Source organism: Pararcticibacter amylolyticus (assembly GCF_003130405.1).
Lineage (GTDB): Bacteria > Bacteroidota > Bacteroidia > Sphingobacteriales > Sphingobacteriaceae > Arcticibacter > Arcticibacter amylolyticus.
Genome location: NZ_QEAS01000002.1, coordinates 56,998 through 70,358, shown reverse-complemented (window position 1 = coordinate 70,358; position 13,361 = coordinate 56,998). Strand labels below are relative to the sequence as shown.

The 13,361-nt window shown below is 45.7% G+C and carries 9 protein-coding genes and 1 pseudogene; 6 read left to right on the top strand and 4 right to left on the bottom strand.

Translation table 11 applies throughout. The features are described from left to right. Positions 1 to 76 precede the first annotated feature (76 nt). The 4 genes from DDR33_RS02745 to DDR33_RS02730 form a co-directional block, all read right to left on the bottom strand. A complete protein-coding gene (locus DDR33_RS02745; RefSeq protein WP_109414240.1) occupies positions 77 to 703 on the bottom strand; it encodes a response regulator in 627 nt (208 codons plus the stop codon). Between the two features lie 5 nt (positions 704 to 708). Continuing rightward, on the bottom strand, positions 709 to 1,155 hold the full coding sequence (locus DDR33_RS02740; protein ID WP_109414239.1) for a response regulator: 447 nt from the start codon (positions 1,153 to 1,155) through the stop codon (positions 709 to 711). A gap of 18 nt (positions 1,156 to 1,173) precedes the next feature. Then, positions 1,174 to 3,294: a sensor histidine kinase gene (locus tag DDR33_RS02735; RefSeq protein ID WP_109414238.1), complete on the bottom strand. Its 2,121-nt coding sequence runs from the start codon at positions 3,292 to 3,294 to the stop codon at positions 1,174 to 1,176. A gap of 557 nt (positions 3,295 to 3,851) precedes the next feature. Continuing rightward, a complete protein-coding gene (locus DDR33_RS02730; RefSeq protein WP_109414237.1) occupies positions 3,852 to 5,264 on the bottom strand; it encodes an SDR family oxidoreductase in 1,413 nt (470 codons plus the stop codon). Between the two features lie 419 nt (positions 5,265 to 5,683). Between DDR33_RS02730 and DDR33_RS02725 the strand changes: the two genes are divergently transcribed. The 6 genes and pseudogenes from DDR33_RS02725 to DDR33_RS02700 form a co-directional block, all read left to right on the top strand. Beyond that, the gene (locus DDR33_RS02725; protein WP_109414541.1) at positions 5,684 to 7,474 is read left to right on the top strand and encodes an FAD/NAD(P)-binding protein; all 1,791 of its coding nucleotides are present in this window, start codon (positions 5,684 to 5,686) and stop codon (positions 7,472 to 7,474) included. Between the two features lie 15 nt (positions 7,475 to 7,489). Continuing rightward, positions 7,490 to 8,062 carry a DUF1543 domain-containing protein gene (locus tag DDR33_RS02720; protein ID WP_109414236.1) on the top strand — a complete coding sequence of 191 codons (573 nt, stop codon included), beginning with the start codon at positions 7,490 to 7,492 and terminating at the stop codon, positions 8,060 to 8,062. Between the two features lie 229 nt (positions 8,063 to 8,291). Beyond that, positions 8,292 to 8,678, top strand: a complete 387-nt coding sequence (locus DDR33_RS02715) for a hypothetical protein (protein WP_202913638.1) — start codon at positions 8,292 to 8,294, stop codon at positions 8,676 to 8,678. A gap of 120 nt (positions 8,679 to 8,798) precedes the next feature. After that, positions 8,799 to 11,138: a TonB-dependent receptor gene (locus tag DDR33_RS02710; RefSeq protein ID WP_109414539.1), complete on the top strand. Its 2,340-nt coding sequence runs from the start codon at positions 8,799 to 8,801 to the stop codon at positions 11,136 to 11,138. 10 nt (positions 11,139 to 11,148) lie between these two features. Further along, positions 11,149 to 12,111 carry a DJ-1/PfpI family protein gene (locus DDR33_RS02705; protein ID WP_109414235.1) on the top strand — a complete coding sequence of 321 codons (963 nt, stop codon included), beginning with the start codon at positions 11,149 to 11,151 and terminating at the stop codon, positions 12,109 to 12,111. Between the two features lie 123 nt (positions 12,112 to 12,234). Further along, a pseudogene (locus tag DDR33_RS02700) lies at positions 12,235 to 13,361 on the top strand (glycine-rich protein); the annotation flags it as partial.

Below are 13,361 nucleotides of genomic sequence, written 5' to 3'. Positions count from 1 at the left end.
AACAAGTCCTGGTTAACGGCGAAAATTCCTTTGATATGCTGAAGTGAGCTTGCTCGTAAGAGTTGGACGGCCGCAATCAGCCCGTCTGGTCTGTTTTTTTGATGATATCACGGATCACTGAATCCAGTTCATTCGCACAGTTTATGAAGTGAAGAATCCAGGTATTACTTTCAGATGACGGCATCTTTGTGTCTTTAAGTATGTTGGCTATACCCATCAGGCGTGCAAGTGGAGCTCTCACGATGTGCGATTGTATAAAAGCAATTTCACGCAGCCGCTTGTTCTGTTCTTCTATGGCATTGATGTAGCGTTTGCGTTCGATAGTATATAAAATACTTTTGTAAAGGATCATCGGAGATAGCTCATCTTTTAAAAGATAGTCAGCTATCCCCAGTGAAATAGTTTCCATGCTGAACTCAATATCGGCAAAACCTGTAAGAACAATAACAGGACAATGAGGCACAAGTGTCAGTATCTGGTCAATCAGTTGACGTCCGCTTTTATCAGGAAGCGTAAGATCGAGGAGGACGACATCGAAAAGCGGTGCGTCATTCCCCGCCAGGACGCTCTCCGCCTCTCTGAATGTTTCGGCATGAACGATCTGCGGATCGATGTATTCATTCAAAATATCCTCAATTAGTATAAAGTCGCCGGGGTTATCTTCGATGACGAGGATCCTGTAAGTAATTCTTTCATTACTCATGATCGTCACTTAATGGGTAACTTAACAATAGTTGTCCAGAAGTTCTCAATTTTACTGATCATAGAGGTGAAATCTTCCAGCTCCGCGGGCTTCGTGATATAGCAGTTTGCATGGCTGTTATAAGCCAGGTTGATGTCACGTTCTGAAGAGGACGTCGTAAGCATGATAATGGGGATATGTTTCAACGATTCGGTGCTCTTGACATGGTGAAGCACCTCGTGCCCGTTCTTCTTTGGTAAATTGATATCGAGCAGCAGGAGGTCGGGCAGACCGACATCTTCATAGCCGTTCTCGCGGTTAACGTAATTGATCGCTTCTTTTCCATCTCTTACCACACGAAGGACATTGGCCAGTGCAGAATCCTCAAAGGCTTCTTTCGTGAGCAGAATATCGCCTTCATTGTCCTCTACAAGCAGGATTTCAATCGGGATGATGCTTGTTAACGTTTTCATATAATAAAGTAAATTGAATCAATAAGTGTTTAAATTCTGTCCATCTTTTCTAAGTGTAAAATGAAAAGATGATCCTCTGCCCGGAGTAGATTCGATCCATATCTTCCCACCCAGGTTTTCAACAATCTTCTTTGTTATGGCAAGACCCATGCCAGTTCCGGAATACTCATCCTTCTTATGGAGACGCTGGAAGATGACAAAGATCCTTTCGAAATATTCTGCTTCAATTCCTATCCCGTTATCCGATACAGTGATCTCCCAGTGGTCTGTGTGCTCTTCCGAGGCTATCCTTATATCGGGAGCTTCAGTGGCTCTGCTGTATTTAAGTGCGTTATCTACCAGGTTTAAGATTATCTGGCGAAGAGGAGCCTTGTATGAAAAGACAACAGGCAGAGCTCCGGCTTCAACCGATGCTCTCTTTTCCCCGATCTGGCTGCTCTCCAGAACTTTGACTTCGTGGACTAATTCTTTCAGGTCAACGTATTCTTTATTCAGCTCTGTTCTGCCAACTCTCGAGAATTCAAGGAGGTCAAGGATGATCTGCCTCATCCGTTTAGCTCCGTCTACAGCGAAATAAATGTACTTTTTAGCTTTCTCATCTAAACTGTCCGCATACTTCTTCTCAAGTTGGGAAAGAAAACCGGTCACCATTCGGAGAGGTTCCTGAAGGTCATGCGAAGCGACATAAGCGAACTGCTCTAATTCATTGTTGGAAGCGGCTAATTCAGCAGCCTTCTTACCGAGGTCCTCATTAAGCCCTTTGAGGTTGTGTTCCTGCTCTTTCTGTGAAGTGATATCAAAGCGGACAGCTAAATACCGAACTGGTTTTCCCTGTTTATCAAGAAAGGGAGTGATAGTGGTATAAACCCAGTAATATCTGCCGTCCTTCGCCTTATTCCTGATTTCCCCACGCCAGATCTTGCCGGAGGAAATCGTCTTCCAAAGGTCGCGAAAGAATTCCCTGGAATGATATCCTGAATTGATAATGTTATGGGTCCTCCCTAATAGCTCCTCGCGCGAATACCTGGATATACGGCAAAAATAATCGTTAACAGAAAGAATGGTACCAGCCGCATCTGTCATCGCAACGATACAGGATTCATCAAGAGCAAGAAGATAGTCCTTGTGTGTTTTTAAAATACGTTTTAACCTGATCTCGGTTTGTTTCAGAATATTAATATCCTGGAAGCTCCCGTAAATGCGTTTGCATTTGCCGTTCACAAATTCAGCCTCCCCGATGGTTCTGACCCATTTTTTTTGTCCCTGCGGTGTGACAATTTGCAGTTCTTCATCCCATGACAGCCCGCTTTCCAAAGCTGCGCTCACGCGAGCCATGATGATATCGCGATGTTTCGGCGTGTAAGCATTTATGGCGTTACTCAGATTTAACTCGTAATCTTTGCCCAGCTCGTGAATTTCCCGCGTGATATCAGACCAGTAAATAGAATTCTGCTCCACATTGTATTCCCAGTTACCGAGGCGGGCCAGGCTGTTCGCTTTGTTGAGGAGGAACTCGAGAGTCCGTGACTTTTTTTCACTTTTGCGTTTTTGAATAACGAGCGCCGTAATACCCCAGGTCAGCAAGCTTATTGATGAAAATATGAATAGAATCATCCACCGCTTCATTCGGCGGTTCGTTTGATCAAGCTCCGTTCTGAGTTGTTCCTGCACATCATGGGTACGTAAGATAGCTTGCCCGATAAGATGGCTGATTTCTTCCAGATGGTCAATCCTCCCTTCCGCTTTATCATTCACAATAGAATCGGGCACGTTGCTCCTCAATATCCAGGAAAATTGTGATCTTACAGCTCTGCTGAGTTTCTGTATGGTAAGTATATTTCCGCGATCCGATGAGAGATGATTAAGCGTGTCAAGTTCTTTAAACACAGCGAAACTATCCACCTGAAACAAATTTGCATGTCGTGTACTTTTGGTTTTTTCCAGAAGGTCGGGATTCATTACCGCGGCATTGATCACATAACGGCTAAGGTTCTGAAGGCTGAGACGCGTTCTTATATTCTGATCGCTGCGTGCGTTATACCGATCGACTTCCTGGAAAGTAACGCTTAAAAAGAAAAAAGCGGTGCTGATAACCAAAAAGGCAAAAACATAAACCATGATGCTTTTAATATTGCTCATCTTTAATAATTGGTCCGTCTGCTCGTTTTTACAGCAATATTGTTTTAACCTTAACGCCGGAACGCCCCTCCGATTATAGAATGAAAGTTAGTTTTACGTTTCGATCAAGTGTATCTATGTTACATAGATACAATATCTTATCAGAATTATCAAGAGCTTAGGGATTAAATTTCTTGTCTCCCCGTGGATAGGGCTTATATAAATATGGTATCCAAAGAGCGGCTGTTCCTCACTTTTTTAGCCCCTGCCATTCTCGCCCTGTTTACAACATTATGGCCATTCCCTCATTTCTCATAATACACCAATATATTTTTGAAAGCATTTCTTCTTTGGGAAAGCCGTCCATTTTATACATAAGCAGGTAATAATCGCCCGGGGCTGAGATCCCGTAGGCCTCACCGGTTATTTCGTGCCTTCTTACTTAGTTAAGTTATTTGTCAGCTCCTTACTTCAGCCAAATACCGGCAGCATAGTTTTCCAAAGGGTCAACATGCTAAAATTAAAGCCCTGTGAATAAAACAAAGAGGCTATCTAAAAAACTAAGATGGCCTTTTAATCTATTTTGCAATCTCGTGCAGCATTCCCCTGAAAATAAAGTGATGGAACGGTAACATGGCATACCAATACAACCTGCCGGCGAGTCCATGTGGCCTGAAAGTAGCGGTCTGATGAACGCATTCATGTTCGTCAATTACAAACTCCAGCCAGGCCTCGCCCGGAAGCTTCATCTCAGCATAAAGCAAAAGTCTTTTAGTTTCCCTGTCTGCAAGAATAACCCGCCAAAAGTCAAGTGCGTCACCGGGACTAACCTCACTGGCATTTTTTCTTCCGCGTCTGAGTCCTACGCCCCCGAACAATCTGTCGAGCCATCCCCGAAGCGCCCATAACCGGTTTGCATAATACCAGCCCGTGCGGCCGCCGATGGCGAATATCTTTGCTTCCGATAAGTGAATATCTTTCGCTTTTTCAACTTTTTTATCCTGGAATACCCCAAACCCGGGAACCTCAATATGGGTCGCAAGACCTTTTTCAAAAACAGTGCTGCCAGAATCGTTCCAGGCAGACAGCACCAGGTTTTGCTCAATCTTATCAAACGCCATTCTGATAGAATCCTTGTAAGCGATCAGTTGAATGTTCAGCTCGTCAGCAAGATTATTCGGCACCCCGATCACATCTACCTTCATACTGTCAACAAGATTTACCGCGAGGCGATACGAAATGGATGTCATAAAATAAAGCCAGTAGGATGATAAGCGGGGTGTCATCACCGGCACGATGATGATCCGGCGGCTGAGGCGGCGAACACTGGCGAACTGCAGCAGCATTTGTTTGTAAGTGAGAATGTCCGGGCCGCAAATGTCAAAATGCCGGCCGAATGTACTGTCATGAAGCAGTACACCGGAAAGAAACTGGATCACGTTGCGGATAGCGATCGGTTGACAACGCGTTTTTAACCATTTTGGGGCGACCATTACCGGCAACTTTTCCACCAGGTCGCGGATGATCTCGAACGAAGCACTTCCTGAGCCCACTATTATCCCGGCTCTTAGTGCTGTAAGCGGCACCCTGCTTCGTCTTAATGTATCTTCAACTGTCTTACGGGACGACAAATGCGGTGATAATTCTGCACTATTGACGATCCCGCTTAAATACACCAGCTGCCTGGCAGTCGTCCGGTCGAGGTAACTGACGAAATTTTCGGCACAAAGTTTCTCCCTGTTTCCAAAGTCTTCGCCGGTCATCGAATGCACAAGGTAATAAGCCGCATCGATGTCCAGCGGCAGTTCACTCAGGGTATCCGGATTCAAAAGATCGCATTCGATAAATTGAACCTGCCCTGACTCGTATTTTTCAAGGTCCAGCCGTGCTTTGTCTCTCACAGCGCACAGAACATGATGTCCCTGTTGCAGCAAAACCGGAAGCAATCTTTTGCCGATATAGCCAGTAGCACCCGTTAGTATGATCTTCATTTGTATGATTTATGTTAATACAGCCTGCCGGCATATTGTCAAACCAGGTATAGAAATAATCTATTCAGTAAAGGGAAAAATCTCAACCGCATTCTTCCTCAGATCCTCATTCGTCCGAATGAACAAAGCTAAAGTTTCATATTCAAATTTCTTCACAGCGAATCCCTTCATCTATATATATCGGTAATCACAGTTTTTATATTGGTTGATAAAACTCATAAGAAAAGAGCATTATGCAAAATATTTTTCTAACTAATATGACGAAAAATGGTTTAGAATAAATAAAATCAGCTCTTTATGCAGCTCCAGCAAGTCTTAAGACATGCTGGAGCTGTATTATAACCAAACGACACTTCCAACAGAAGGCATTGTGATAGCAACAACAGATGTCCGGCCGCTGTACAACACAAAACATATCAATGGATGTTATAACCCTGCCTGCTGATAAAGGCCGGTTTTTTATATACAACTTGAAAGAATCAAAACAAACACCTGCTTTAAAAATAGCCATTATAGGCGGAGGGCCGAGCGCTTTGTTCATGTATAAACGTTTAACCGAATCCGGCAGGGATAATTTAATCATCGACATTTATGAGAAGGGAAACTATCTCGGCGCAGGTATGCCTTACAGTTCAGCCGGCGCAAATGATGAACACATCACGAATGTCTCAGGAAATGAAATTCCTGAAATCTTTAAAACAGTATCTGAATGGATCGGCACTGTTCACAAAGATACCTTGCGTAAGTTCAGGATTGATGCCCGGGAATTTAACGAGTACAAAACACTTCCCCGGCTCCTGTTCGGTCAATATCTTTCGGATCAGTTTAAACTGATGCTGAAGCAGGGTGATAAAAAAGGCCTCATCACAAACATTCACTTTAACAGCATCGTCACCGATATTGCAGATGTTCCCGGGAAGGAAACAGTGGAAATATTTGTTGAGGATAAGCTGGCCGGATCCTATGACAAGGTGATCATCTGCACAGGCCACCTGTGGCCTCATAAACATGAAGGAGAGGTCCCGGGCTATTACGACTCACCCTACCCCCCATCCAAGCTCAATTTCTCATCAGATCACCAGATTGCAATACGAGGGTCTTCCTTAACAGCCATTGACGCTATAAGAACATTAGCAAGAAACAACGGTGAGTTTGAAAACGACGGATCAGGTAATCTTGTGTATCATGTAAACCCGGAAACACCCGGCTTCGGCATAGTAATGCACTCCCGTAACGGCATGCTTCCCGCGCTCCGTTTCCACCTCGATGATTCTCATCAGGGCAAGGGAACCGTTTTAGATCATACAGAAATTTCCGCGGTACGAAAAGCGAACGATGGCTTTTTGCCGTTGGATTATGTGTTTGAAAGAAATTTCAGAGCGGGTATCCGGGAAAAAGATCCGGAGTTCTATGAACAGATCCGCGATCTCTCGCTGGAAGAATTCGTCGAAAAAATGATGGAGCTGCGGGAAAGGCTTGACCCCTTCCTTTTGCTTGCTGCAGAATACTCGGAAGCAGCAAAATCTATAAAGAGGCGCGAGTCTGTTTACTGGAAGGAAATGCTGGGGGTACTCAGTTTTACGATGAATTATCCGGCCAAGTATTTTTCTGCAGAAGATATGATACGGCTGCAGCGGGTATTAATGCCGCTCATCTCTATTGTTATAGCTTATATCCCCCAAAGTTCGGCGGCCGAAATGCTGGCTATGCATAAAGCCGGATGCCTGGATATTGTAGCAGTTGGTCGCGACAGTTATACAGAGCCTGGTGAAAACGGCGGCGCGAATTATCATTACACTGATGAGTCAGGTAAGCAGCAGAAAAAGAGCTTTCAGACCTTTATAGACTGCATCGGTCAACCCCACCTTTCATTCGAAGAACTGCCTTTTCCAAGCCTTGCTGCAAATAATACAGTAAGCCGGGCCCGGCTTTATTTCCGTAAGCAGAGTGCCGCGCAGAAGGAGATGCGCGGCGGAAACGACAAAGTCAGGCAGGACAAAGACGGAAAATACTATTTAATTGTACCCGGCATCTCTATTAACGACAGCTTTCAGGCGGTTGATGAATACAATGCACTGAATGAAAGGATCTATGTAATGGCCGTACCTTTCATTGGCGGTTTTAACCCCGACTACTCCGGCCTTGATTTTGGAGAAGCCGCATCGGCTGCTATTGTAAAGGCACTTTTTAATAACGTTTACGAATCCTGACATACTTGTGATTTTATGAACCCCGAACTCAAATTGTTTATGGTTTTACTCGGTTCCAAAGCTCCGGACCGGGTTGTTGAGCAGCATGACTATTTTTTTGGTATCGCCGCATCTTTGAAAGACCTGGTGAATCAAATACGGAACTTCTGGCCGGAAGCAGGAAATAGTCTCCATATAGATGGCTGGCGTGAAGTAACCTGGGTGGATGGTTATGCCGTAAAGATATCACCGAAAGACTCTTCCCGTAAAAACAGCGGCAAAAGACTTTTCTTCGTCAACCTCGGCGGTTATCAGTCCGGTAAGCTCGAAGAGCAGCACTATATCTTACTTACTGTACAGGACGACAGAAAAGGAGCTATCAAAAGCTCCACTATGACCAGTTTTTTTAAAAATAGCAGCATTGCTAAAATTAAAAGTGCCAGCGCTCACATTGACGAGAAGTATGGGATAGATGTAGATGACGTTTACCGTATTGATGATGTACTGCTGCCCGAAGCGAAAAACCTGTACGACATTGATCTGATACCTGCAATAAATGCGAAGGAAGATGAGATTCATCTGGGCTATTTTAAGCTGGACAGTCTTTAAACTCTATTTAAATTAATGCTTCTGCCTCATCAACCCTCACCTTCCTGAAAGGCGCCTTCCAGCTTTGTGAAATCTTACTAAAAACTAACGTCCGGATAGCCCCTGTCAAACTGTCCCATAATCGCTTCCGTCCCCTTTGCGTATCCGGTGACGATAAAAACGCGGCTTTCCAAATCAATATCTATCTATGGATTTCTGTTTTAACAACTAATTAATAGCTTTGCAGCCGATGTGGTATAGACTCGTAGCCATACTATTACTAATTACTGTGATCAGCTCAAACTTTTCACGGTTTTATGTATATGCAGGCTTCGAGCTGAATAAAGCCTATATCGCTAAAGAACTTTGCGAAAACAGATCGCGTCCGGCGATGCACTGTAATGGAAAGTGTTACCTGATGAAAAAGCTCAGAGCAGCTGAAGAAAAAGAAAAAGAGCAGGAATCGAAAGGCAATTCAAACCGCCTGGAGATCTCTTTTTTTCAGGAACCATTTAACCTGTCATTCAATCAGCCAGCTATTGCCGGAGGTAACAGCTCCCATGTTCCTTTTTACAGCTACCTGTACACCAGCCAGCATATCGATTCTGTATTCCGGCCACCCAAACAGACCGCTTAATTCCTGAACTATCTTGTTGCAATGGGAACGAATGGCTTTAGCCGCCCGTACCTTGCTTTTTTTTACCGGCGTCATCCGGGAGCTTCATCGCGCCTGTATGATTGCCCTTGCAGCGATCTGATGAAATATCTATATATCATACTTATATTCTTATACAGCATACCTGTCTTTAGCCAGGTCATTAAAGGAACCGTTAAAACAACAACGGGATTACCGGTAGCGTCTGCTACTATAAACGTGTTGAACAGCACCAAAGCAACTGCCTCTGACCGGTATGGAGCTTTCACGCTTACATTGTCTAAGGGGAACTACCAGTTATCGGTCAGCGCGGTCGGCTTTGCCACGCAATTCAAAACGATCAGCATAAGAGGCAATGAAACTACTCACCTGGATATTCAGCTCCGTACAGCCGACCGCCAGCTCAACGAAGTGATGGTGACCGCTGAACGGCGCGAGCAGGAAGTACAGAATGTACCAGCCGCAATTACCGTACTGGATGCCAGGCAAATTAAAGAGTACCGGCTTTGGGATGTCACCAACCTGACAGCCTTAGCTCCTAACCTGTTTACGGTAGAGCACGGAAACAGTGCCAGTTCTAATTTCCTCAATATCCGCGGCGTGATGGGCTTTTCCAACGAACAGGCAGTCGCCACCTATGTAGACGGCGTTTACCAGTTCGATTATTTTTCTGCCCCGGTTCAGTTCTCCGACATTCAGAGCATCGAAATATTGCGCGGCCCGCAAGGTACACTTTATGGCCGTAATGCTTTTGGCGGTGTGGTTAATATCACCACCAGGCAGCCGGGGAATAAACCGGGCGGGTATTTCGAGACGACCTTTGGAAATTACGGCCAGCAGCGTTATACTGCCAGTCTTACAAGTCCTGTAATCGCCGGTAAGTTATTCGCCGGAGGTTCGTTTACCTATAACCATCGCGGAGCCATCTACTATAACGAGTTCACCAAAAGCGGATTTGACCGCAGGGAGGATTATTCCGGTAACTTCAATTTACGTTACCTCCCATCTGCCAACTGGTCACTGGCACTGAATGCCAGGGTAGAGAACGATAACGACCGGGGCAGTTTCCCCTGGGTAGGATTTTACGATCAAGTATTGGCCGAACCTTACCAGGTAAATACCAACCTGACTAATGTGGAGCGAAGGAATAATTTCAACACCTCTTTGGCAGCTAACTATTACGGCAAGCATTTTAACTTTACATCCGTATCCTCTTACATCGACTGGCACGCCTGGTATGAAGGCAAAGGTGTTGATTACGACTTCAGTCCATTAGATGGCTTTAGTACCGCGCCAAACCAAAGGCAGCACGTTTTTTCGCAGGAGATCCGGTTCAGTTCTCCATCAGCGGGCCAGAGCAGGTTAAAATGGGTAGCCGGAGCCTACGGCTTCACGCAAAATACCCGCATGAACGCCCCGGTCTTCTTCGGAAAAGACTATGGCTTGCTTGATCCCGGCGCGACCGATGTGCCGTTTACCTCAACCAATATCAGCAGGGGTAATAACAAAGGATTCGCATTTTTCGGGCAGGCCACTTATGCCATAACCCCTAAACTGGATCTTACAGCTGGTATCCGCTATGACCATGAAACCCGCAACCTGAACCAGTACAGTGATTACGTGAAAGATCCGGAGCCAGCAGTTTCTACACCTGCCCGGGATTATAAGGCGAGCTTTCACGCCTTTACCCCGAAGATGGTATTAAGCTATAAGCTACAGGATGATATGCTGCTTTATGGCAGCTATGCCCGCGGTTTTCGTGCAGGCGGGCTGAACACGAATGTGGTTGACCCGGCCCAGGTTCCTTATGAGCCCGAACACTCGGACAATTTTGAGATCGGCTGGAAGAACATGCTCTTCAATAATAAATTGAAACTGAACTTCACCGCCTTTTATTTAAAGCAGCACAACCAGCAGATCAGCACAGCGATGGATGGCGTCAACGCCCTGATCCTGAACGTGGGCGAGATGCATAACAAAGGCCTGGAACTGGAAGTGACTGCCTTACCGGTAAAAGGCTTACAAATCGATTGGAATGCCGGTTATTCTCATGCCCGCTATACATCATTGTTGTTATATGACGCAGCAGCTAACGCGGTAGTCAACTTTAAAGGAAACCGGCCCATCAACACGCCGCCCTTAAGTTCTATGCTGGCGGCGCAGTATACTTATGATTTTGAAGGAAGCAAGCAGCCTTTGGCCGCTTTTGTAAGGGGCGAGTACCGCTACCTGGGCAGGTATTACTTTGATTTTATCAACGGCTTGAGTCAGCCGGGCTACAGCCTGCTCAATTTCAAGGCGGGAATTTCCTTTAAAAACTTCGAACTGAACGGCTGGATGCGGAACGCTGCCAGTGAGAAGTATGTGGCCTATGGCTCCTTCGGCTCCTTTCTCCTGGGTAGTCCCAGAACTTACGGTACAACTCTGATTGCTAAATTTTAACCCTCACATCATGAAAAAACTAATTTTTGCTGCCTTGATCTCCGTGTTCATTGCAGCCTGTAATAACAATAAAAAAGAAGCAAAAAAGAAAAACGGCCTTGCAGAAAATGCAATGGAAAAGTTCCCGGAACCCAAAGCAAAGATCAAAACTGTGGGCATCCTCCTTTATGATAATTACGCCGTTTTAGACGCCATGGGGCCTTACCATGTATTCAGCGAACTCATGGGCGCCAAAGTATTTTTCGTGGGGCGGCACAAAGGGTTGATCAGCACTGCAGGTATGAAGGTGCAGTGCGATACCTCCATTGCTGAGGTGAAGCAACTGGACATCCTCGTTATTCCAGGTGGTTTGAATGAGACCTTTACACTGACAAAAGATACCACCCTGCTGAACTGGATAAGAGCCATCGATGCCCATTCGAAATATACCACCAGCGTTTGTACCGGTGCCTGGATATTGGCGGCAGCAGGCCTATTGAAAGACAAAGAGGCCACTACCCATTGGTTCGCTAAGAAGATCCTTAAAGATGAGTTCGGTATAACTTCTCAAAACAAACGGTACGTCCAAAGTGGTAAATATTTCACAAGCGCAGGTGTGTCTGCCGGTATAGACATGAGCCTTGCCGTCGTAAACGACATCATGGGCGAAAAATACACTCAGATGGTGATGCTCGACCTGGAATATGATCCGCAGCCGCCGGTTAAAGGCGGCAATGAACAAAATACTGATAAAAGCATCGTGGAAGATATGCGGGCTATGTACACAAGCGCCATAGAGCCGGTTTTACATCCGGAGCTCGCTAAAACAAAAGTCAGGATAGACAACCAAAAAGATCCTGTCTGCCGCATGGATGTGGGTTCAGGGTACGCAGACACGCTGAGCTATAAAGGCAAGCTGTATGGATTTTGTTCAGCGCATTGCAAAAAACTATTTAAGAAAGATCCGGGATCTTATATGCAGCACGCACAATAGCCCCATATCCCCTTCTGTCCCAGGTCGCGGTACATGAGATAAATAACAGAAACATTTATTAAGAATAGCCGTACAAAGATGGAAATTTCTGTTTTAGTGTTTCTTATACTCTATAGATAAAAAATGATACCGGAAAGAAATATTTTATGGACAAAGAAGATAAAGCTGATCTTATTATTGGCTGTCTCAACTGTGCTGCACCTGACAGCAGGGGCACAAGTGATGTTACCCTCTTTTTTCGGAGTACAATATAAAAGGTCTGGGGTATTAGCTGTCACCTCGATCGATAACGCCCCGGCTTTAGGGTCTTTTCTTATCAGTGTGAAGGTAAACGCTCAACCTTCTCCCAGCGAAAACGGCATCGTGTATAATACTACCGGATCGCCTACTACCGCAAATTCAAAAGTTACTGCCGGCACCGGAAGCGGTACTTATTCCTTCCAGGCTACGATATCAAATTTATCGGCGTCGGTACCGTCAATTTCCAGGATTTATTATATCAGACCATATCTGATCACATCATCGGGAACAACCCTTTATGGATCGGAGTATGCATTTACATTTTTCGATTACTACATCGGTTCGCTGCAATCATTTACCGTTCCAAGTAATGTAGACAGCTTAACGATGCAGGCTATAGGTGCCCAGGGCGGATCATTGTACTCCTCTGGCAGTCCCTACACGGCAACCGGTGGTTATGGAGCAGCGATGAAAGGTACTTTCCGGGTAATACCTGCAGAATCCCTTGACATACTGGTTGGAAGTCAGGGTGGTACCGTAACAAATTACGGAAGTTCCAGTAATGCTTCCACCCCCGGTGGAGGCGGCGGCGCGTTCATTATACGCAAATCTACCAATGGCAACCCCGTACCTTTATTAGTGGCGGGGGGCGGCGCCGGAGCAACATGGTGTGCTTACAACGGGGTTTTTACGCCGGCAAATGTATTCAGATACGATGGCCGTCCCGGCTTAAAGGATTCTGTCGGAGCAGGCAGTATCTATGTAGATAATCCTCCCGAGTATAATGCCAACTACAGCGGCGGTTCAAACGGTGGCGGAGGCCAGGGGATGAACAGTGGAGGCGGCGGGGGATTTCGTGGCAATGGCACTGCTTATAGTAATAAACCAACCAGTACACCGTATAACGCCTGGGGAAGAGCCTATCCGGGCACAGGTGGATGGAACAGCGTCGACGGAAACTGTTACGGGGGATATGGCGGCGGCGGCGCAGGTTTTAATGGTCCATGGAC